At 65.5% G+C, this 19,461-nt stretch carries 24 protein-coding genes and 1 other RNA gene; 14 read left to right on the forward strand and 11 right to left on the reverse strand.

Translation table 11 applies throughout. The annotated features are described in order from the left end of the window. The coding region (locus L288_RS27885) for a molybdopterin-dependent oxidoreductase (protein ID WP_021237458.1) at positions 1-544 on the forward strand (544 nt) is incomplete at its 5' end. Positions 545-589: 45 nt separating this feature from the next. Here the strand turns inward: L288_RS27885 and L288_RS27890 are convergent. Together L288_RS27890 and L288_RS27895 are read right to left on the reverse strand one after the other, a co-directional pair. Continuing rightward, positions 590-1,762, reverse strand: a complete 1,173-nt coding sequence (locus L288_RS27890; protein WP_021237459.1) for a glycosyltransferase — start codon at positions 1,760-1,762, stop codon at positions 590-592. A gap of 64 nt (positions 1,763-1,826) precedes the next feature. Further along, positions 1,827-2,390, reverse strand: a complete 564-nt coding sequence (locus L288_RS27895) for a helix-turn-helix domain-containing protein (RefSeq protein ID WP_021237460.1) — start codon at positions 2,388-2,390, stop codon at positions 1,827-1,829. A gap of 98 nt (positions 2,391-2,488) precedes the next feature. On the opposite strand from L288_RS27895, the gene L288_RS27900 reads away from it, so the two are divergent. Further along, positions 2,489-2,947 carry a DUF6456 domain-containing protein gene (locus L288_RS27900; RefSeq protein ID WP_021237461.1) on the forward strand — a complete coding sequence of 153 codons (459 nt, stop codon included), beginning with the start codon at positions 2,489-2,491 and terminating at the stop codon, positions 2,945-2,947. 168 nt (positions 2,948-3,115) lie between these two features. On the opposite strand, the gene L288_RS27905 is transcribed toward L288_RS27900, so the two are convergent. From L288_RS27905 to L288_RS27920, 4 genes are read right to left on the reverse strand one after another with little or no spacing between them, the layout of a single operon-like run. Then, positions 3,116-3,661, reverse strand: a complete 546-nt coding sequence (locus L288_RS27905) for an NUDIX hydrolase (protein WP_031304063.1) — start codon at positions 3,659-3,661, stop codon at positions 3,116-3,118. Then, positions 3,658-4,335: a TPM domain-containing protein gene (locus L288_RS27910; RefSeq protein ID WP_021237463.1), complete on the reverse strand. Its 678-nt coding sequence runs from the start codon at positions 4,333-4,335 to the stop codon at positions 3,658-3,660. The genes L288_RS27905 and L288_RS27910 overlap by 4 nt, the downstream gene beginning before the upstream one ends. Continuing rightward, positions 4,335-5,117, reverse strand: coding sequence for a TPM domain-containing protein (locus tag L288_RS27915; protein ID WP_021237464.1), 783 nt, complete (start codon positions 5,115-5,117; stop codon positions 4,335-4,337). Before L288_RS27915 ends, L288_RS27910 begins: the two co-directional genes overlap by 1 nt. A gap of 7 nt (positions 5,118-5,124) precedes the next feature. Beyond that, a complete protein-coding gene (locus L288_RS27920; protein ID WP_021237465.1) occupies positions 5,125-5,727 on the reverse strand; it encodes a LemA family protein in 603 nt (200 codons plus the stop codon). Positions 5,728-5,829: 102 nt separating this feature from the next. Here L288_RS27920 and mscL point away from each other — a divergent pair, with 102 nt between their 5' ends. From mscL to L288_RS27970, 11 genes are all read left to right on the forward strand, one after another. Next, a complete protein-coding gene (gene mscL, locus L288_RS27925; protein ID WP_021237466.1) occupies positions 5,830-6,258 on the forward strand; it encodes a large conductance mechanosensitive channel protein MscL in 429 nt (142 codons plus the stop codon). Between the two features lie 146 nt (positions 6,259-6,404). Then, a complete protein-coding gene (locus tag L288_RS27930; RefSeq protein ID WP_021237467.1) occupies positions 6,405-6,680 on the forward strand; it encodes a hypothetical protein in 276 nt (91 codons plus the stop codon). Between the two features lie 140 nt (positions 6,681-6,820). Then, on the forward strand, positions 6,821-9,199 hold the full coding sequence (locus L288_RS27935) for a chemotaxis protein CheA (RefSeq protein WP_021237468.1): 2,379 nt from the start codon (positions 6,821-6,823) through the stop codon (positions 9,197-9,199). A gap of 12 nt (positions 9,200-9,211) precedes the next feature. Continuing rightward, positions 9,212-9,649, forward strand: a complete 438-nt coding sequence (locus L288_RS27940) for a chemotaxis protein CheW (protein ID WP_021237469.1) — start codon at positions 9,212-9,214, stop codon at positions 9,647-9,649. A 79-nt stretch (positions 9,650-9,728) separates the two neighbouring features. Then, the gene (locus tag L288_RS27945; protein WP_021237470.1) at positions 9,729-10,094 is read left to right on the forward strand and encodes a response regulator; all 366 of its coding nucleotides are present in this window, start codon (positions 9,729-9,731) and stop codon (positions 10,092-10,094) included. A 50-nt stretch (positions 10,095-10,144) separates the two neighbouring features. Beyond that, on the forward strand, positions 10,145-11,233 hold the full coding sequence (locus L288_RS27950; protein ID WP_021237471.1) for a chemotaxis protein CheB: 1,089 nt from the start codon (positions 10,145-10,147) through the stop codon (positions 11,231-11,233). Then, complete coding sequence (locus L288_RS27955; protein WP_021237472.1) at positions 11,230-12,102, forward strand: CheR family methyltransferase; 873 nt, start codon at positions 11,230-11,232, stop codon at positions 12,100-12,102. Before L288_RS27950 ends, L288_RS27955 begins: the two co-directional genes overlap by 4 nt. 146 nt (positions 12,103-12,248) lie before the next feature. Next, positions 12,249-12,947 carry an N-acetylmuramoyl-L-alanine amidase gene (locus L288_RS27960; protein WP_021237473.1) on the forward strand — a complete coding sequence of 233 codons (699 nt, stop codon included), beginning with the start codon at positions 12,249-12,251 and terminating at the stop codon, positions 12,945-12,947. 43 nt (positions 12,948-12,990) lie between these two features. Then, positions 12,991-13,377: RNase P RNA component class A (gene rnpB, locus L288_RS41920), an RNA gene on the forward strand. A 163-nt stretch (positions 13,378-13,540) separates the two neighbouring features. Beyond that, the gene (locus L288_RS27965; RefSeq protein WP_030538989.1) at positions 13,541-14,089 is read left to right on the forward strand and encodes a J domain-containing protein; all 549 of its coding nucleotides are present in this window, start codon (positions 13,541-13,543) and stop codon (positions 14,087-14,089) included. Next, positions 14,086-14,409, forward strand: coding sequence for an NADH-quinone oxidoreductase subunit NuoE family protein (locus tag L288_RS27970; protein WP_021237476.1), 324 nt, complete (start codon positions 14,086-14,088; stop codon positions 14,407-14,409). The genes L288_RS27965 and L288_RS27970 overlap by 4 nt, the downstream gene beginning before the upstream one ends. Here L288_RS27970 and L288_RS27975 read toward each other — a convergent pair. Together L288_RS27975 and L288_RS27980 are read right to left on the reverse strand one after the other, a co-directional pair. Then, positions 14,393-14,824 carry a hemerythrin domain-containing protein gene (locus L288_RS27975; protein ID WP_031304065.1) on the reverse strand — a complete coding sequence of 144 codons (432 nt, stop codon included), beginning with the start codon at positions 14,822-14,824 and terminating at the stop codon, positions 14,393-14,395. The two genes, L288_RS27970 and L288_RS27975, sit on opposite strands and share 17 nt — an antisense overlap. A gap of 127 nt (positions 14,825-14,951) precedes the next feature. Continuing rightward, positions 14,952-15,563 (reverse strand): superoxide dismutase, encoded by a 612-nt coding sequence (locus tag L288_RS27980; protein ID WP_021237478.1) that lies wholly within the window; start codon positions 15,561-15,563, stop codon positions 14,952-14,954. A gap of 211 nt (positions 15,564-15,774) precedes the next feature. Between L288_RS27980 and L288_RS27985 the strand changes: the two genes are divergently transcribed. Then, a complete protein-coding gene (locus L288_RS27985) occupies positions 15,775-16,338 on the forward strand; it encodes a urate hydroxylase PuuD (protein WP_021237479.1) in 564 nt (187 codons plus the stop codon). Between the two features lie 105 nt (positions 16,339-16,443). Here the strand turns inward: L288_RS27985 and ispZ are convergent, their stop codons facing one another. The 3 genes from ispZ to mtaB form a co-directional block, all read right to left on the reverse strand. After that, positions 16,444-17,103: a septation protein IspZ gene (ispZ, locus tag L288_RS27990; RefSeq protein ID WP_021237480.1), complete on the reverse strand. Its 660-nt coding sequence runs from the start codon at positions 17,101-17,103 to the stop codon at positions 16,444-16,446. A gap of 110 nt (positions 17,104-17,213) precedes the next feature. Beyond that, entirely contained in the window at positions 17,214-18,152 is a 939-nt protein-coding gene (gene ftsY, locus L288_RS27995; RefSeq protein WP_021237481.1) for a signal recognition particle-docking protein FtsY, read from the reverse strand. Beyond that, on the reverse strand, positions 18,145-19,461 hold the full coding sequence (mtaB, locus tag L288_RS28000; protein WP_021237482.1) for a tRNA (N(6)-L-threonylcarbamoyladenosine(37)-C(2))-methylthiotransferase MtaB: 1,317 nt from the start codon (positions 19,459-19,461) through the stop codon (positions 18,145-18,147). The genes ftsY and mtaB overlap by 8 nt, the downstream gene beginning before the upstream one ends.

Here is a 19,461-nt window from a genome sequence, read left to right on the forward strand (position 1 = left end):
GGAGGGTGGCGCGCTGGCGGAGGCGATCGGCGCGGGGCGGATCAAGGCGCTGTGGATGCTGGGCGGCATGCCGCCTGCCGGGCATGCGCTGCATGGGCTGGTGGAGCAGGTGCCGTTCACCATTTTGTCGACGCCATGGGCGGAGCCTCAATTGAAGGGCCAGCAGGTGATCATGCTGCCTTCGCCGGTCTGGGCGGAGAAGGACGGCACGCTGACCGGAGCGGACCGGCTGATCAGCAGGCAGCGGCGGGTTTTTTCCTTACCCGGCGAGGCGAAGCCCGATTGGTGGAGCGTGACCCGCGTCGGCCAAGCCATGGGATGGGGCGACGCCTTTCACTATGACCGGCCCGCCGAAATCTATCGCGAATATGCGCGGCTGAGCGCTTATCAGAATGAGGGCGGAAGGCTGCTGAACCTGCGGCGGCACGGCCCCATTTCCAACCCTGCCTATGACGAGCTGACGCCGTGGCGCTGGGGGGAGATTCCTTTTGACGGGGGGCGTTTTCCGACGGACAGCGGCAGGGCGCGTCTGCTTTTCAACTAGAGCAACTGTTCAGCGAGGCTGGCAGCCGCAATCCATGGCCCAACGCTACGCCTGCCGCGCTATGCCGCGCAGGTGGTGCAGCAGCGTGTCGGCGTTGGCGGTCCAGGTGAAGCGCAGGGCGGTGTCGCGCACCGCTTCGCGTTCGGGCGGGTTGTAGAGCAGGGCGCCGATGGCGGCCGCGATCGCTTCGGGGTCGCGCTCTACGATCTGGCCCGCTTCGGGGCGGTCGAGCAGTTCCCGTGCGCCGCCCACGTCGCTGATCACGATCGGCGTGCCGCAGGCGAGCGCTTCGACCCAGGCGTTGGCGAGCCCTTCGGACGAGGATGGCAGGGCCATGACATCGGCGGCGGCATAGATGCGCGGCAGGCGGTCGTGCGGCACGGAACCGAGGAAGCCGATGCGGCGGTCCACGCCCAGTTCCTCCGCCAGCTTTTCAAGCGCCCGGCGATATTGCCCCTGGCCAGCGAACAGCAGCGTCACGCCGGGCAGGCGGGGGAGCGCCTGCACCAGCAGTTCCTGCCCCTTGCGCGGGATCAGGGCGCCGACGCACAGCACGACCGGCCCTTCAAAGCCGAGCACGTCCTTGGCCGCTGCCCGGTCAGCGATTTCGAAGCGGTCGAGGTCGACGCCGGTATAATGGACGCGGATCTTTTCGCCATCCATGCCCATCTTGATCATCGACCGGCGCATGGCGTTGGACACGGCGAGCAGCCCGGCCGCGCCCTGTGCCGCGCGCTTCACCATCTTGCGCGTGTCGCGGCGCGCGCCCCAATAATGGATGTCCGCCCCGCGCGCCTTGACCGAATAGGGGATGCCGAGCGCCTTTGACAGGCGCTGCGCCACCGGGCCATCGGGGAAGAAGAAGCTGGCGTCGATGACGTCGAATGGCTGCTGCTGGTGCAGGTGACGGACGAGCGGCAGGATGGCGCGGGTCATGTTGCCGACATTGATGCGTGCGCCGACCTTGGGCACCGTGCGGAAGACCGGGCGGTAGACGGTCAGGTCCTGCCACCGTTCCTTGCGCGGCAGGGAGCGGAGCGGATCATAGCGCCCGGCGAGGCTGAAGGGCCAGATGGGAATGCCGACCGGCGCGACGACTGTCACCTTGACATCGGGCCTGCTCGCCAGCTCGCGCGCCTGCCGTTCCACGAAGACGCCGAAATTGGGGCGGCTCATGTCCGGGAACAGGGTCGAAAGCGTAAGGACGTTCAAAGTCATGGCGCCTGCCTACTATGCCGCGGTTAATTGCAAGTTAGGACTAAGGGATGAAGCCGCCTCTTGGCTATAATTGTCTCACGAGCTGCACCGCCACCGCGCCCCAGGGCGGATCGGTGATGACCTGCTGGCGGCTGCCGCTGCCCAGCGGCAGGATGTGCAGCCGGTCGCCTTCACGGCCGATCAGCCTGCCGAACAGGAAGCGTCCGGCGTGGCGGGGCAGCAGCATGTCGCGGTTCAGCGCGCCGGCAAATTCGTCGGGACCGATGCGGCGGCACCAGATTTCATCGCCGCTGCGGTAATCGCCGATGCTGGCCGATACCTGAACCCCGATCATCGCGTCGGCGGGGACGGGCGGCGGGAAGGAGAGCGACCGGGTGGGCGCGCGCGCGCCTTCGGGGCCGAGCAGCGCGGCGACCGGCACCGCGCTTTGCCCCGGCAAGGCGACGAGTTCGGACGAGGCCACGCCCAGCGCCTTGGCGATGCGGTTCAGCCAGTTGACCGATACGGTTCGCGTGCCGGTTTCCAGGCGGCCGATCGTCTGCGCCGTGGTCGGCGGCTGGCACAATGCGCCGACCTGTTCAAGGGTAAGCCCCTTCGCCTTACGGACTTCGCGGATGCGGGTGATCATGGCTGTTCCTGATGTTTTTACCTATTTGGTTTTTGTTCTTTCCTACAATAGTGCCGCCGTGGCAAGCCCCCGGCCCGGTTAAAGGCAAGGAGGCGCAGATGGGCATGCAATATGTGGAACAGATGATCGAGGACCCGGCGGGCCGGGAGCAGCGCGTCGTGGTGAATATCGGCGAATCGCCGCTCGCCTGGCTGCATGCGCGCGGGCATTTGAGCGAGCGGCATTATCGTGCGGGCGAATTGCTGCGCGCCGATTGGGAGAAAGCGGGCATGGCCGCGCAGGTCACGATGCGCTGGGACGCTGCGCCGCCGCAGGGCGGGCGCAGGGGCGCGGGGCGTCCGGCCGATCCCACGATGCGGCAACTGGCGGCGCGGGACCGCTTCCATGCGGCGATCGCGGCGGCGGGGCCGGGGCTAAGCGACATATTGTGGCGCGTGGCCTGTGCGGGGGAGGGGCTGGTGGCGGCGGAGCGCGCCTTGGGCTGGCCAAGCCGGGCTGGCAAGCTGGTGCTGACGCTCGCGCTCGACCGGGTGGCGGATTGGTATCGGGTGGGGTGATGTAGAGGATCGGCCTTGATATGAGCCGTTCGTGCTGAGCAGGGGCTGAGCCTGCCGAAGTCCCGTATCGAGCATCCTTCGAGCGCTGATCCTTCGATACGCCTTTCGACTTCGCTCAGTGGCTACTCAGGAGGACCGGAGGGGGGAGAGATGGCCCCCTCCAACTCCTCAAGCCATGATCGCTCCGCCCAGCAGCAGGAGCAGCTTGACGTCGAGGGCGAAGCCGTCGCGCCGCCATGCGGCGACATGCTGGTCCAGTTCATCGAGGGGGACGCGGTGGACGCAGATATCCTCACCGCCGACGCCGCCGCCCTCGCCGGTCTTTTGCAGGCCATGCGCGCGGTAGAGGAAGAAGCTTTCCGACACCATGCCGGGGGAGCTGCAAAATTCACCCGCCAGTTCGACGCGATCGGGGCGGTAGCCGGTCTCCTCCTCCAATTCACGGGCGGCCGCGATCGCCGCGTCCTCGCCTTCCTCCTCGTCGCCGACGAGGCCAGCGGGCAGCTCGACGCAGCGGCGGCCGAGCGGCACGCGGAACTGATCGACCAGCAGGACATGGCGGCGGCCATCGGCATCCTCATCGATCGCCAGGATCGCGGCGGCGCGGATGCCGCGCGCGCGGCCAACATATTCCCAGCGCCCGCGCCGCTTGGCGCTGATGAAGCGGCCTGCCCACATGACCTCTTCACCGGCGGCCATATCCTGTTCACTCATAGTTCGATCAACCTGTCGGGCAGTTCGTTGGGATTGTCGTCAAGATGCGGGAAATGGCGGCTGAGGATCGCGCCGACCTGTCGCACCGCCTCTATCATGCCGTCGGCGGTGCGGCCGTCGCGTGCCGCTTCGATCAGGGCGGCCATGGCGTCGCCCCACACATCCGGCGTGACCTTTTCGTTGATGGAGGCGTCGGCGACGATTTCCGCGCGATGCTCGTCCAGCGACAGGTAGATGAGCACGCCCGTGCGCCCGCGCGTGCGCCCCTGCGCGACGGCCCGGAACAGGGTGATCGCCCGCCGCCGCACCCGCCGCGCCTTGGTGGAGGCGGGGGTGAGCGCCATGCGCAGCGGCGTCCAGGCCAGGGCGTAGCGGACGATCAGGAATTTCGCGACCAGCAGCGCCAGCAGGACCGTCAGCAGCTTCCAATCCTCGACCTCATGCTCCCAGTTGTGGAGCAGCGAGGCGCAGAAGGCGCGGAAATGCGCCGGGAAAGCCGCTATGACGGAGAGGGCGAGAAACACCGCGCCGATGGCCCAATGCAGGCCCGCATCATGATAGGCGTCGGACCGGCGGGCGACGATGGTGACGATCTCTCCATCCGTGGTCCGCTCCGCTTCCGCGACGGCGTCGCTGACGCGCTTGTGATCGGCTTCGTTCAGATGCAGGTGCATCACCAGCTCCCGGAGGCGCCGCCGCCCCCGCCGCTGCCGCCTCCGCCGGAAAAGCCGCCCCAATCGCCGCCGCCGCCCCAGCCTCCGCCGCCGGAACCTGAACCCCATCCGCCGCCCAGGCCCGGACCCCAGATGACCACCGGCCCGCCGCCATAGCGCCTGCCGCCGCGCCGCCCGAACAGCATCGGCACGATCACGAAAATGGCGATGGCGATCCAGAAGATCAGCATGACGGGACTGCCGCCGCTATTGCTCGCGCGTTGCTCCCTTTCCGCCGCCAGGGCGCGGGCGCGCGCTTCTTCCGGCGGGAGGTTGAGCAGGGTGATCAGCGCGTCGGTCCCCGCCTCTATGCCGCCCGCCATGTCCCCGGCGCGGAAGCGCGGCGTCACATTGTTGCGGATGATCTGGGACGAGAGGGCGTCGGTCAATATGCCTTCCAGCCCGTAGCCGACCTCTATCCTGACCTTGCGTTCATTGGGCGCGACGATCAGCAGCGCGCCGTCATTGCGTTCCTTGCTGCCGATGCCCCAGTGGCGCAGCAGGCGATAGCCATAATCGGCTATGTCATAGTCCTGAAGGCTCGGCAGGGTGGCGACGACCAGCTGCCGTCCGCTTTGCCGCTCCAGCCCCGCCAGCTTGTCCGTCAGGCCCTGTTCCTGCTGCGGGGATAGCAGGCCAGCGTCATCGACGACCCGGCCCGTCAGCTTGGGAAAGGTCTGTCCCTGCGCCGCTGGGGCGATCGCCGCCAGCAGCAGCAGGAAAAGGAGCAGGCGGCGGATCATGGCGCGGTCAGTTGCCGAAATCGACCTTCGGCGCTTCTTCCGCGCCCGGCGTCGTCGCCTGGAACGGCGTCATCGGCTTTGCGCCGTGGATCAGCTTCGCGCCGATCGCGTCGGGGAAGGTGCGGATGCGGGTATTATAGGCGCGCACGGCCTCATTATAGTCGCGGATGGCGACGGCGATGCGGTTTTCCGTCCCTTCCAGCTGCGACTGGAGGTCGAGGAAATTCTGGTTGGTCTTGAGGTCGGGATAGGCCTCCACCGATGCCAGCAGCCGCCCCAGGCCCTGCGAAAGCTGCGCCTGCGCCTGCTGGAACTGCTGGACCTTGGCGGGATCGGACAGGTCCTCGGCGCTGACCTGGACGGAGGTCGCCCTGGCGCGGGCTTCGGTCACCCGGACCAGCGTGTCCTGTTCCTGCTTGCCCGCCGCCTTCACCGTGGCGACCAGATTGCCGATCAGGTTGGCGCGGCGCTGATATTGCGCCTGCACGTCGGCCCATTTGGCCTTTGCGGCTTCTTCCGCCGTTGGCACGCTGTTGATGCCGCATGCGGACAGGGCGAGCGCGCCCATGAAGGACAGGAGGAGGAAGGAAATCCGGCGCAGGATCGTCATGTAACAACCTCAGCTTTTGTTGCGCTCCCGGAAATAGGTGGTTGTCGAGCCGCGCGCAACGGCCCATTCTGCGTCGATCGCAATCAGGACAAAGGCTTCGCTATGGGACTGGTCTCCGAGTTCAAGGCTTTCATCAACCGCGGCAATGTGATCGACCTGGCCGTCGGCGTCATCATCGGCGGGGCGTTCGCCACCATCACCAAGTCGCTGACGGACGACCTGATCATGCCGGTGGTGGGCTATCTGTTCGGCGGGGCGGATTTTTCGCGCTATTTCATCCGGCTGGGGGAGATTCCCGCCGGGTTCAAGGGCAATCCCGAAAGCTATGCCGACCTGAAAGGCGCTGGCGTCGCCATGCTGGGATGGGGCGAATTCCTGACGGTGCTGGTCAATTTCCTGATCCTGGCCTTCATCATCTTCCTGCTGGTGAAGGCGGTGAACCGGCTGATGCCCAAGCCTTCCGGCGAGCCCGCCGCCACGCCCGAAGACATCATGCTGCTGCGCGAGATCAGGGATTCCCTGAAAAAATAATTTCGTTTCTGCGACGAAAGGAGTGTGCGACGGGAACCAACATGCGCGCGACCAGTTGATCGCCGTCAGGGTTCGGGTCGCATCGCGCGGCCCTGACCCGTGCCGAATGACGTCAGCCCCAGGGGGGCATAACAGGAGAAAACGCCGTGAAAACCATCGTCTCAGTCCTTGGCCTTGCCAGCTTGGTCGCGCTCGCTGCGTGCGATTCCAAGCAGGAAAACAAGGTCGAGAACGCTTACGAGAATCAGGCGGACGCACTCGACAACCAAGCCGCCAACATGGAAGCGATGGCCGACAACCTGTCCGGCAATGCTGAAAACGCCGCTGAAAATGCTGCTGACGCCCTGGAGAACAAGGCCGATGCGACCCGCGACGCTGGCGAACATGCCGCTGACGCGGTCGAAAAGTCGGAAAACCACTAAGTTTTCGCTCCCATAGCGAGCCGAAGGGCGCCGCGGCCAATGCTGCGGCGTCCTTTTTCATGCGCGCTCCAACGTCTTTAACGGCGATTTAACCACGCAATCCCCATTGTGCCGCGGCGCGTATCCGTGAGGCGTGGGGAATGGACGATCTACTTCAGGAATTCATAGCCGAAACGCAGGAAACGCTGGAGGCGCTGGCAGGCGAAGTCGTCGCCTGGGAAGCCGATCCGGGCGACCGCGACCGGCTGGACGCCATTTTCCGCTTCTTCCACACGGTCAAGGGTAGCTGCGGCTTCCTGAACCTGCCGCGTTTCGAAAGGCTGAGCCACGCCGCCGAGGATGTGCTGTCGGAAATCCGCAGCGGCAATCGCAGCGCCGATCCCGCGACGGTCAGCGCGGTGCTGGGCATCATGGACCGGATCGCCGAACTGGCCGAGGCGGTGGCCGTCGGCGCGGCGCTGCCGGACGAGAATGACGACCTGCTGATCGGCGCGCTGTCCGCGCGGGACGACAAGGGCAGCGCCCCCGAAGAGGGACCGGCAGCGTCGCCGGTTGCGGGACAGCCGGTGCGGCAGGGCGGCGCTCAGGCGGTGCCCCGGACCATCCGCCTGCCGCTGTCGCTGATCGACCAGCTGATGAACGGCGTGTCGGACATGGTGCTGGCGCGCAACGAACTGTCGCGCCAGTTGCGCGAACGGTCCGGCGATCCCGAACTGGAAAGCGCGTTCGAACGGCTGTCCACCTGCGTCGCCGACATGCGCGACGCCATTTCCAAGACGCGGATGCAGCGCGTCGACCGCCTGTTCACGGCGATCCCGCGCATGGTCCGCGACCTGGGCCGGGAACTGGGCAAGCGCATCGATCTGGTGCTGGAAGGCGGCGACGTCGAAATGGACCGCGAGATGGTGGAGATGGTGGTCGATCCGCTGACCCACATCGTCCGCAACAGCATTGACCATGGCATAGAAACGCCGGAGAAGCGCCGCGCGCTGGGCAAGCCGGAAACCGGAACGCTGAAGCTGGAGGCGCGCCAGTCGGGCAACCAGATCGTGATCGAGATCAGCGACGACGGGCAGGGCATCGACACGCAGAAGCTGGTCGAAAAGGCCATCGCCGCGGACAGGCTGACCAGGGATGCCGCCGCGCGGATGAGCGAAGCGGAAAAGCTGGACCTCATCTTCCATGCGGGACTGTCGACGGCGAAGCAGATCACCGCCATTTCCGGCCGGGGCGTGGGCATGGACGTGGTCCGCGCCAATGTGGAGCGGATCGGCGGGGTGATCTCGCTCGACAATCAACCCGGCAAGGGGCTGCGCATCATGTTGCGCGTGCCGTTGACGCTGACGATCATTCCGGGGCTGATCGTCCGGGCGGGCGGGCTGCACTTCGCCATGCCGCGCGCGGCCGTGGTCGAGATATTGCACGACAATAACGAGATGCTGCGGATCGCCGAAATCGGCGGCGCGAAGATCGCCACAATCCGGTCGGTGCGTCATTCGATGATCGACCTGGAGGATGTGCTGGGCATGGAAAAGCTGCCCCAGAGCAGTCCGCGCACGATCATGGTGGTGCGGTCGGGGACGGGCGTCCCCTACGCCATGGGCGTGGCGGCGGTCGACAATCATGAGGAACTGGTTATCCGTCCCGCCTCTCCGCTGATCATGGCGAGCGGCGTCTATGCGGGTATGACCTTGCCCGACAATGGCAGGCCCATGCTGCTGCTGGACGCGGCGGGCCTTGCGAACGCGGCGGAGCTGCCGAACATCGCCGACGATTGCGCCAGGCGTCAGGCGGAAGAGGAGGAAGCCGGCGAGGCCGCGACCGAGATGGTCCCGGCGCTGCGGTTCGAGGAGCTTTCCGGGGAAAGGCGGCTCATCAAATTGTCGCTGGTCGAACGGGTCGAGGATATCGACGCAGATCTGTTCGGCCGATCCGGCGGGCGTGCCTTCGTCCGGCTGGACGGCCGTCTGGTGCCGGTGGTCAATGGCGTCCACAGTTTCGATACGCCGCATGTGTCCGCGCTGCGCATCCGCGACGGCGCGCAGGAGGCCTGCTATCCCGTCGCGGCGGTGCTGGACATCGTCGACATGCCGATCGTCCCCGACATGGTGGCGATGCAAGGCGTGCTGAGCGGCGTGTCAGTGATCGACGGCGAGCATCTGGAGGTGGTCAATCCCTTCGCCCTGTTCGCGGCCCTGCCCGGCGAGGCGTTGCGCGCGCCTTCGCGCGGCCGATGCGTGCTGGCCGATGGTGACGATGGCTGGACTCGCGAGATACTGGCGCCGTTGCTGCGGCAGGCGGGGCATGAGGTTGTGCTGGGCCTCCCGGACGACGCGCCGGTCGATCCGCGCGACATCGTGCTGAGTTCCGGGCCGGACGTGGCCAAGGCGGCGGAGATCCTGGGCTGCCGCGTGGTGCAGCTGCGCGCCTCGCCCCGGCCCTCAGGGCCGCAGGACGGCAGCATCTATCGCTATGATCAGGATGCGTTGATGGCGGCGATCGCAGGCGCTGGACGGTAAGGAGGGCGACCCATGGAACAGCTTTATCTTCTGGCGACGCTTGCAGGCACCAGGGTGGCGGTGGAAACCGGCGAGGTGGAGGCGGTGGTCCGGCTGAACGACATCTCGCCCGTGCCGGGCATGGCCGCCCATGTCGCGGGCCTTTCCGCCCTGCGCAGCCGGGTGCTGACCATCATCGACGTGTCCGCCCTGATCCGGGGGACGGCGGCGCCCGCCGCGCAGCGCGGCTTCGCCATCATCGCCGACATCAGCGGCCACAGCTACGGCCTGATGGTCGATGCGGTGCACGACATTTGCCAGGTGCCGGACGGGGGCCTGCCGCTGCGGGGGCAGCTTGACCCGGCATGGCTTCCCTATGCCCGCGCGATCGTGGAGCATGAGGGCCAGCCTCATCTGCTCGTCTCGCTCGCCAGCTTCGTCGAAATGGGCTCTCTCGCCCAGGCGGCCTGATGGAGGCCGCGTTTACCAATTACTCGCCTTTGTCGATTAAGCCGGACAGCGGGTTGCAGAAATTCTCAAAGGGCCAATCATGAAAAACTGTCTTGTGGTGGATGATTCCAAAGTCATCAGGAAAGTCGCGCGGCATATATTGGAATCGCTCGACCTTTCGGTCAGTGAAGCGGTGGACGGACAGGACGCCCTGAACCAGTGCGAGGCGGCGGCGCCTGACGTGGTGCTGCTGGACTGGAACATGCCGGTGATGAGCGGGATGGAATTTCTCCAGGCCCTGCCCACCGCCAAGCTGTCGGCGCGGCCCAAGGTCATCTTCTGCACCACGGAAAACGGCATCAGCCATATCAAGGCGGCGGTCGAAGCGGGCGCGGACGAATATGTCATGAAACCGTTCGACCGCGAAACGCTGGAAAGCAAGCTGTCGATCGTGGGGGTCATCTGACGGCCGCCGATTCCGCTTCGCTCCATCGCTTCCTGCCTGAAAGTCATTTGATGTCCGTCGTCCTGCCGATCAAGGCCAACAGCAGCGGGTCCAGCGCGGTCCGCGTGATGGTGGTCGACGATTCGGTGGTCGTGCGGACGGTGATCGAACGCATATTGAACGCCGATCCGGCATTTCAGGTCGTGCACAAGACGAACAGCGCCGAACATGCGCTGTCCTATCTTGCCGGGCACCAGGTCGATCTCGTCCTGCTGGACATAGAGCTGCCGGGGCAGAGCGGGCTGGCGGCGCTGCCCGCCATCCTGCGCGCCAATCCGGCCGCCAAGGTCGTGATCCTGTCGGGCAACTGCGACGAAGGAAGCGAGGCCGCGGTCGAGGCGCTGGCGCTGGGCGCGAGCGACATCTGCGCCAAGCCGGGCAGCGGCAGCTATGGCGAATATTTCCCGCAGATGCTGATCGAACGGCTGACCCGCCTGGCGGCTGGCGACGCGCCCTTGTCCGCGGGGAAGGCCGTGCGGGTGCCGGTGACGCGCCAGAAGGCCAAGGCGCCGATCGCCTGCCTGGGCATCGGCGCGTCGACGGGGGGCATCCATGCGCTCAGCCAGCTGTTCGCGGGCATGTCCGCGCCGCTGGGCGTGCCGGTCCTGCTGACGCAGCATCTGCCCGCCAGCTTCACATCCTATTTCACGCAGCAGCTTGCGCGGATGACGCCGCTGCGCGTCAAGACGGCCGAACAGGGCGAGATCGTTGCGCCGGACATCATCTATGTGGCGCCCGGCGACGCCAATTTGCAGGTGCGGCGCGGGCTGCACGGCAGGGTCATGGTGGGGTTGAACCGGGAACGGACGTCAGCGGGCAACCTGCCCGGCGTCGATCCCATGTTCGCCAGCATGGCGGACGTCTATGGCGCGGGCGCTGCGGGCGTCGTCCTGACCGGCATGGGCCGGGACGGCACGGTGGGCGCGCGCGACATCGTCGCCGCCGGGGGATGGATCGTCGCGCAGAATGAAGCGAGCAGCGTCGTCTGGGGCATGCCCGGTTCCGTCGCGAGCGCGGGGCTGAGCTGCGCGCTGCTGGAACCAAGGGCGATCATGGATTTCGTCGCACGGCGCGGAAAGAGCAAAGGGTTGACACATTGACGCTATCGGCTGAACCATCCCCGCAAGGGGGCGTCCGCATCTTTTCCGCCCTGCTCGCTTCGCGCACCGGACAGATATTGTCCGAAAACCGGGCGTGGCGCATGGAAACGGCGCTAAAGCCGGTGATGCGCGCCAATGGCGTCGCCGATATGGACGAACTGGCGGCGAAGCTGATCGCCCATCGCGACGGCAAGCTGGAAGAAGCGGTGATCAACGCGCTGCTGAACAATGAAAGCAGCTTTTTCCGCGACCTTCAGATTTTCGACATGCTCAACCGGCAGATCCTGCCGTCCTTTCACGCGACCCGGAAGGACCGGGTGCTGCGGGTCTGGAGCGCGGGCTGCTCGACCGGGCAGGAGGCCTATTCGCTCGCCATCCAGCTGCGCAACGACATCGCCAGCTGGCGCGGGTGGCGGATCGAGATATTGGCGACCGACGTGTCGACGGCCGCGATCGACCAGGCGCGATCGGGCGTGTTCACGCAAATGGACGTGCAGCGCGGCCTGGCGGTGGGCGACCTCATCAAATGGTTCGAGCCGGTGGGCGACGAATGGCATGCCAGCCCCGAATTGCGGCGGATGATCGAATTCCGTACCGACAATCTGTTCCATCCGCAGGCGCCGTCCGGCCACTATGACCTTCTGCTTTGCCGCAATGTGCTGCTCTATTTCACCCCGGAAAAGCGGCAGGAGGTGCTGCGCCTGCTCGCCCGGCACAGCCATGCCGGGTCCGTCCTGCTGCTGGGCGCGGGGGAGACGGTGATCGGCCACAGCGAGGATTTCGCGCCCCATCCCGAATTTCGCGGCGGCTATGGGCGCAAGCCGTCCGAAGCGGTTCTGGAGGAAAAGCGGTCGCGCTGGGCGGTCTGAACGCCCGGCGCCGCTCCGGTCTTTTCGCATGTGCGAAGCTGGGGCCGCTTGATCGTCCCACTGGTCTGGGCCATTGTCGGCCTGCATCGCGGCGGCATGACGGGCGCGGAGACGGGGAAGACACGGGTGGTGACAGGCTTCTGGCGATGACCGACATTCCGATGATCGACACCCCATCGCCCAATTTCGATGAGCGCAGCCTGCCCATTTCCATGCTGGTGCTGCATTATACGGGGATGCCCGATGCGGCGAGCGCGATAAACTGGCTCGCCAGCCCGGAGTCCAGGGTTTCCGCCCATTATCTGGTCACCGAGGACGGACAGATCATCCGCATGGTGGATGAGGGCAAGCGCGCCTGGCACGCCGGGCGGTCACACTGGCGCGGCATAGATGACGTCAATTCCGCCAGCATCGGCATAGAGATCGTCAATCCGGGACATGAATGGGGCTATCGCCCCTTCCCGGAAACGCAGATGGGGTCGCTGATCCCGCTGGTCTACGACATCGTGCAGCGCCATGGCATCACGCGCGGCAATATCGTCGGGCACAGCGACATCGCCCCCGCGCGCAAGCAGGACCCCGGCGAACTGTTCCCCTGGGCGCAGCTTGCGCGGCTGCGGCTCGCCTTGCCGCGCCCGACCAAAAATCTGATGGACCCGCATTGGAGCGACGGCGGGTTCATGCTGGCGCTGGAGCGGTTCGGCTATGACATCACCGATCCGCAGGCGGCCGTCGTCGCCTTCCAGCGGCGCTTCCGGCCCGAACTGATCGACGGCGTGATCGACGGCGAATGCCGCGCCATCCTGCTCGCCCTGCTGCTGCCCAAGCCAAGGGGCGATGAATAAGCGGGGATGACGCGCGCACGGCGAGCGTGTATAGCGGCCTTCGCCAGAGGGCCGGGCGGCCGCGGCGTGGCGGGTAACTTCCACGGCGAGGAAAGTCCGGGCTCCATGAAATGACGGTGCCGGCTAACGGCCGGCTGGAGTGATCCAAGGGACAGTGCAACAGAAAGCAGGTCGCTAAGGCCTAGGCCCAGCGAAATTGAAAGGGTGCGGTAAGAGCGCACCGCGCCTGCGGCAACGCAAGGCGGCACGGTAAACCCCACCGGGAGCAAGACCGAATAGGGGCGGCGCGCAGCTTGACTGCTAGGCTGATTTCGGCCGAGACCGCCCGGGTTGGTTGCTTGAGGGGCGGAGCAATCCGTCCCCTAGAGGAATGGCCGCCCATCCCCGGCGACGGGGTGGACAGAACCCGGCTTACAGGCCCTCTGGCACAGGACCCGCCTTCATTTGGCTGATGCCGGGCTGCGAACGCCGCTGTTCTGCGCTTCCGGTGCTGACATATCAATTCCGCCTCATCGCAAGATCGGGAGGATTGAAATGGGCAAAATTCAACCGCCGGGGTGGCGTTCTGCTCGCGGCTTACTTAATTTGGACCGATGGCAAGAAGCAGCCGATCAAATGACTGGGGTTTTCCACGCTGGCGGGGATATGGCTCCTCGCGTGAAGCGCAGCAGGTGCGGCTGTGCGACCGGCACGGCTGTGACAAGCCCGGCGATTGCCCCGCGCCCAAATCGCCCAACAGCCGCGAGCGCTGGTATTTTTGTTCGGACCATGCGGCCGAGTATAACCGCAACTGGGACTATTTTCAGGGCCTGGACCAGGAAGAACGGGAGCAGCGCGAACGCGCGGAGCGGCGTGACGCGGGCGGCTATCAGAGCAGCGCCTATCATGGCTGGGGCGGACCGGGCGACGGCAGCCGGTCGCGGGACGAACTGCATGCGCTCAAAGCGCTGGACCTTGAGGACGATGCCGATTTCGAGGCGGTGAAGAAAAGCTGGCGGCGGCTGGCGAAGGAAAATCATCCCGATGTGAAGCCGGGCGACGCCGATGCTGCCGTGCGCTTCCAGACGATCCAGGCCGCCTATGAAGTGCTGCGGTCGGCGGAGGAAAGGCGGACATGGAAGCCGCGGGAGACCGTTGATTGAAGGATCATGTCCGTTCGAACTGGCAGCAGGCAGTGCTGGTCTGCCGCAAATGTTCGAAGAAGCTGGACGGCGGCTTTGGCCCCGATGGCGGCGAGCGGCTGGCCAAGGCGCTGCGCAGGCATCTTTCGCTCAAGAAAGGGCGCAAGGCGGCGGCCGGGATCGTTGAGGTGAACTGCCTGGGCGTTTGCCCCAAGGGTGCGGTGACGGTGGTCAATGGAGCGCAGGCGCGCGACTGGCTGCTGGTGCGTCCGGGCGCTGATCTGGATGAACTGGCGCAGGCGCTGGGCCTCGCGCCGGACGCGCTTAGCCAGCCTGCTTGAGCGGCGGCATCAGCCCCGCCTGGGCGAGCAGCGGCATCAGCAGCTTTTCCTCCTTGCGCATGCGGTTGATCATGGCGTTGATCATCTGGCGGCTTTCGCGGCAGAAGTCCGGCCATTCGCGGGCGATGCGATCATCGCTCCAGCGGGCCATATAGTGGGAAAAGCTTTGCGCGAGCGGCGCCATTTCGGTTTGCAGCCGCGCCGCCATGTCCCGTAGCGGCAGATGGGCCTGCCGTTGCATGGCGGGATAGAAGAACTGATCTTCGAGCGCGAGATGGGCCATCAACTGACGGGCATATTGCCAGCGCAAGGTGCCCAGCGTGCGGGGCGCGCGATCGTCGGCGATCAGGCGCAGAAACGCGTCCGCCAATATATCGAGCGCGTCATGCTGGCTTTGTAACTGGTGCAGGTCCATGGCCGCTTCCAAGCATTGTGGGACATGCTTTTCACACGGCTGCCGTTAACAACAGGTTTTTCCTGCATAATTTGCCGGATCGGCGCCGTCCGCAGCCCTTTCGGACAACGGACGGTGCGTCCAGGCATCAGCCCGGCTGGTCGGCCCGGCTCGCGCCTTCGCCGTCAAGGTTCAGCGCGACGAAATCCCAGTCGATCGCTTCCTTGAGCAGGCGTTCGGCATAGTTGGGGCGCAGGTTGCGATAGTCGATATAATAGGCATGTTCCCACACATCGAGGATCAGCAGCGGCGTATGGCCGTGCGCGACCGGCGTGTCGGCGTCATGATAGCTGGTCACTTCCAGCTTGCCGTCCTTCAGGATCAGCGCGGCCCAGCCGCTGGCGAAATGGCCGACCGCTTCCGCCTTCAGCTTGTCGAGCAGCGCGTCGACCGAGCCGAAACCTTCGTTGATGAGGTCGAGAAGCTGGCCCGAGGGCTGCTTCTTTTCCGGCGAGAGCGAGTGCCAGTAGAAGGTGTGGTTCCAGATCTGCCCGACCTGGTTGAACAGCGCGCCCTTGCTGCTCTTGATCAGTTCGACCAGCGATTTGCCCTGGAGGGCGGGATCGGCGGCGATCAGTTCGTTGGCTTTCACGACATAGGCATTGTGGTGCTTGCCATGGTGATAATCGAAGGTTTCGGCCGAAAGGATGTCGCCAAAGGCGTCCTTGGAATAGGGCAGGTCAGGCAGAACAAAAGCCATGTCGGAACTCCTCGGGTTCTTGGATGGATGGCGGCATAACGGACATGCCGCCGGAAGGCTCCCGGTCCCGTAGCAGTCTTACCGCGCTGCGGAAAACAGGATATTTTGATTGGGGGGCGAGGAAATATCCATGTGACAGCAGCGTAACGATGGCATAGAATCGCCGGTCAGGCCGCTCGGAAGCAGCGGCCGGACAATGGGGGATGGATCAATGGCAAAATTCTTCGGCAATCTGCATCTTGTGCTTGCCGCCGGGCTGGTGCTGGCGCTGGCGGTGATTTTCGCGATTCCTGCTAATACGATTCCAGAGCAGGCGGTGCTGCGCTGGCTTCACCTGTTCTTCGGCGTGCTGTGGATCGGGCTGCTCTATTATTTCAATTTCGTCCAGATACCCACCATGCCCAAGGTTCCGGCGGAGTTGAAGCCGGGCGTGTCGAAGTTCATCGCGCCATCGGCCCTGTTCTTCTTCCGCTGGGGCGCGGCGCTGACGGTGCTGACCGGCCTGATCATCGCGTGGCGCAGCGCCTATCTGGTCGAAGCGCTGACGCTGACGCCGGGCTTCGTGCTGATTGGCATTGGCATGTGGCTGGCGCTGATAATGGCGTTCAACGTGTGGTTCGTGATCTGGCCAAACCAGAAAAAGGCGCTGGGGATCGTTCCGGCGGAAGATGCGGCCAAGGCGAAGGCCGCGACGACGGCGATGATCTTTTCGCGGACCAATACCCTGCTGTCGCTGCCGATGCTCTATTGCATGATCAACTTCAACGGCGGGTGATCGACGGATTTGATCCGTTTGGGCTGCGCCTGTCGAAGTCTCTTTCTTTCTCCAAAGAAGTGAGGTCCTTCGACAGGCGCAGCGCGAACGGCCGGAGCGTGAAGATCAGCCCTGCGGCGGCGTGGTTTCGCCGATTTCCTCGCTGTCGAGCTTGTCGCCCAGCGCAAGGCCGTGGCGCATCAGCATCGGGATGTTGGCGGCGGCGAACAGCAGTGACACGATGGTGACGCCCCAGACCTTGACTGCCAGCCACGCGTCGAAGCTCATCGAATGGCGCATCGCTTCATTGGCCACCGCCATGGCCGCGAAGAAGAAGGCCCAGTTGCGCGACAGCTTGCGCCACCCTTCGTCCGTCAGCCCGTCATAGGCCGCCTGCAACAGATATTTGAGCAGCGCCTTGCCGCGCAGCAGCCCGCCGAACAGCATCAGCGCGAAGAAACTGTAGATGATGGTCGGCTTCACCTGGATGAAGCTCTGGTCCTGGAAATAAATGGTGAGCCCGCCGAAGAAGAGGACGAGCATCGCCGACAGCCACAGCATCGGCGACACGCGGCCCAGCTTCACCTTGGATATGATGACGGCGATGACGATCGCGGCCATGAAGGCGGCGGTGCTGAGGCTCATCGCGGTGATCGGATTGCCGGGGCCCCAGATCCAGCCAGCGCCCTTGTAGGTCAGGAAGAAGACGAGCAGGGGGCCGAAATCCAGCGCGAGGCTGAGATTGCCGTTATGGGCGGGTTTGGGTGCGGTTTTGTCCTGCGCCATTATTGATCCTTCCGTTCGCCCTGAGCTTGTCGAAGGGCCGCACTTTTCTTCAAGGGGAAGGGCAGGGCTTCGGCAAGCTCAGCCCGAAAGGTTCTCATGGCTTCTCTCGCCTATCGCGCATAGGCCGTCCCCGCGATCGCCCGCGCCATGTCGCGCGGATCGAAGGGACGCAGGTCCTCGATCTTCTCGCCGACGCCGATGGCGTGGATGGGCAGGCGGTATTTTTCCGCCGCCGCCACCAGCACGCCTCCGCGCGCGGTTCCGTCCAGCTTGGTCATGACAAGGCCCGTCACCTGCGCAAATTCCTTGAACACCTCAATCTGGCTCAGGGCGTTCTGTCCCGTCGTGGCGTCCAGCACCAGCACAACGTCATGCGGCGCGGCGGGGTTCAACCGGCCCAGCACGCGGCGGATCTTGGACAGCTCGTCCATCAGCTCGGTCTTGTTCTGGAGGCGGCCCGCCGTGTCGACGATCAGCACGTCGATGCCGGTGGCGGTCGCCTGCTTCACCGCGTCGAAGACGATGCCCGCGGCATCGCCGCCTTCCTTGCCAGCGACGATGGGAATGCCAAGGCGCTCCGCCCAGACCTTGAGCTGGCCGATCGCGGCGGCGCGAAACGTGTCGCCCGCGGCCAGCATTACGCCATAATCCTGCTCAAGGAACAGGTTGGCGAGCTTGGCGATGGTGGTGGTCTTGCCAGAGCCGTTGACGCCGATGACCAGTATCACCTGGGGCCGGGGAAAGGCCTCGATCTCCAGCGGACGCGCGACGGGGGCGAGGACCTTCTCAATCTCCTCCGCGATGATCTCGCGCAGATATTCCTCGGTCAGTTCGCGGTTGTAGCGCCCTTCGGACAGGCGGTCGCGCACGCGGGCGGCCATGGCGGGGCCAAGGTCGCTGACGATCAGCGCTTCCTCGATTTCGTCCAGCGTCTGTTCGTCCAGCGCGGCCTTGGTGAAGAGGCCGGTGAGATTCTCGCCGAGCTTGTCGGAGGTGCGCTTCAAGCCGCCGAAGAGGCGGTCGCGCCAGCTGGTGCCGGGTTCAGTCATTGCTGGCCTCTTGCGCGATCAGAACGCCATTCTCAAGGCCCGTGATGACGGCGTGTGCGATGGAGGAGGGGGGCCGGGGCGCGGCGAAGCGCACCGGAGCGAAATTTTCCGCGTGGCCGGTGAGGCCATTGCGCTCGACCAGCACGGATTGGGTGCTGCCGATGAGGCCTTGGAGCCAGGCCTGCCGCTGCCGCTCGCAGGCCGCGCGAAGGCGGGCGGCGCGCGCCTTTATCGTGGCCCGATCGACCTGCGGCATGCGGGCAGCGGGCGTGCCTGCGCGTGGGGAGTAGGGGAAGATATGGCCGTGGACGATGGCGCATTGCTCTACCAGCTTCAGGCTGTTTTCGAACATCGCCTCGTCCTCGGTCGGGAAACCGGCGATGATGTCCGCGCCGATGCTGATGGCCGGGCGGGCGGCCTTGAGCCGTTCCACGATGCGGATGGCGTCGGCGCGGCCATGCCGCCGCTTCATGCGCTTGAGGATCATGTCGTCGCCCGCCTGGAGTGAAAGGTGGAGGTGCGGCATCATGCGCGGCTCATGGGCGATGAGGTCGAACAATCGCTCATCAATCTCCACGCTGTCGATCGAGGAAAGGCGCAGGCGAGGGAGGTCCGGCACGGCTTTCAGGATACGCTCGACCAGCAGGCCGAGGGAGGGCGATCCGGGAAGGTCGGGGCCGTAGCTGGTGACGTCCACGCCGGTCAGCACGATTTCCTTGTAGCCAGCGTCGACCAGCTCGCGCGCCTTGCCGATCACCGCGCCCGCGGGGACGGAGCGGCTGTTCCCCCTGCCATAGGGAATGATGCAGAAGGTGCAGCGGTGATCGCAGCCATTCTGCACCTCCAGAAAGGCGCGGGCATGTTCGGCGAAGGCGCTGGCCATATGCGGCGCGGTTTCGCGCACGGCCATGATGTCGGAGACGCGGACCTTTCCCTCGCTCCGTTCGCTTCGAGCGAAGTCGAGAAGCGCTTGCGCATCCGTGTCTCGACTTCGCTCGACACGAACGGATGTGGCGTAGGACGCCGCCGCCATCTTCTCCCGATTGCCGATCACCGCATCGACTTCGGCCATGGCGGCGAAGCTGCCGGGCTCCGTCTGCGCGGCGCAGCCGGTGACGAGGATGCGGGCGCCGGGCCGTTCGCGCCGGGCGCGGCGGATGGCCTGGCGCGTCTGGCGCACGGCTTCGGAGGTCACGGCGCAGCTATTGACCACGACCAGATCGTCCTGCCCGCCCGCCATCTCGCGGATCGCCTCGCTCTCCGCGATGTTGAGGCGGCAGCCGAGCGTGATGATCTGCGGCCCGCTCAT

This window comes from Sphingobium quisquiliarum P25, assembly GCF_000445065.1.
GTDB lineage: Bacteria > Pseudomonadota > Alphaproteobacteria > Sphingomonadales > Sphingomonadaceae > Sphingobium > Sphingobium quisquiliarum.

Excerpts from the sequence above, each read along its gene's own strand:
- L288_RS27920 (WP_021237465.1), bottom strand. The coding sequence starts at position 5,727 with ATGACGATCCTGCGCCGGATTTCCTTCCTCCTCCTGTCCTTCATGGGC.
- mtaB (WP_021237482.1), bottom strand. The coding sequence starts at position 19,461 with ATGAGCGGGCCGCAGATCATCACGCTCGGCTGCCGCCTCAACATCGCG.
- L288_RS27950 (WP_021237471.1), top strand. The coding sequence starts at position 10,145 with ATGTCCGTCGTCCTGCCGATCAAGGCCAACAGCAGCGGGTCCAGCGCG.
- L288_RS27890 (WP_021237459.1), bottom strand. The coding sequence starts at position 1,762 with ATGACTTTGAACGTCCTTACGCTTTCGACCCTGTTCCCGGACATGAGC.
- L288_RS27915 (WP_021237464.1), bottom strand. The coding sequence starts at position 5,117 with ATGATCCGCCGCCTGCTCCTTTTCCTGCTGCTGCTGGCGGCGATCGCC.
- ispZ (WP_021237480.1), bottom strand. The coding sequence starts at position 17,103 with ATGGCGCAGGACAAAACCGCACCCAAACCCGCCCATAACGGCAATCTC.
- L288_RS27900 (WP_021237461.1), top strand. The coding sequence starts at position 2,489 with ATGGGCATGCAATATGTGGAACAGATGATCGAGGACCCGGCGGGCCGG.
- L288_RS27895 (WP_021237460.1), bottom strand. The coding sequence starts at position 2,390 with ATGATCACCCGCATCCGCGAAGTCCGTAAGGCGAAGGGGCTTACCCTT.
- L288_RS27940 (WP_021237469.1), top strand. The coding sequence starts at position 9,212 with ATGGAACAGCTTTATCTTCTGGCGACGCTTGCAGGCACCAGGGTGGCG.
- mscL (WP_021237466.1), top strand. The coding sequence starts at position 5,830 with ATGGGACTGGTCTCCGAGTTCAAGGCTTTCATCAACCGCGGCAATGTG.
- ftsY (WP_021237481.1), bottom strand. The coding sequence starts at position 18,152 with ATGACTGAACCCGGCACCAGCTGGCGCGACCGCCTCTTCGGCGGCTTG.
- L288_RS27960 (WP_021237473.1), top strand. The coding sequence starts at position 12,249 with ATGACCGACATTCCGATGATCGACACCCCATCGCCCAATTTCGATGAG.
- L288_RS27980 (WP_021237478.1), bottom strand. The coding sequence starts at position 15,563 with ATGGCTTTTGTTCTGCCTGACCTGCCCTATTCCAAGGACGCCTTTGGC.
- L288_RS27935 (WP_021237468.1), top strand. The coding sequence starts at position 6,821 with ATGGACGATCTACTTCAGGAATTCATAGCCGAAACGCAGGAAACGCTG.
- L288_RS27905 (WP_031304063.1), bottom strand. The coding sequence starts at position 3,661 with ATGAGTGAACAGGATATGGCCGCCGGTGAAGAGGTCATGTGGGCAGGC.
- L288_RS27965 (WP_030538989.1), top strand. The coding sequence starts at position 13,541 with ATGGCAAGAAGCAGCCGATCAAATGACTGGGGTTTTCCACGCTGGCGG.
- L288_RS27910 (WP_021237463.1), bottom strand. The coding sequence starts at position 4,335 with ATGCACCTGCATCTGAACGAAGCCGATCACAAGCGCGTCAGCGACGCC.
- L288_RS27945 (WP_021237470.1), top strand. The coding sequence starts at position 9,729 with ATGAAAAACTGTCTTGTGGTGGATGATTCCAAAGTCATCAGGAAAGTC.
- L288_RS27975 (WP_031304065.1), bottom strand. The coding sequence starts at position 14,824 with ATGGACCTGCACCAGTTACAAAGCCAGCATGACGCGCTCGATATATTG.
- L288_RS27985 (WP_021237479.1), top strand. The coding sequence starts at position 15,775 with ATGGCAAAATTCTTCGGCAATCTGCATCTTGTGCTTGCCGCCGGGCTG.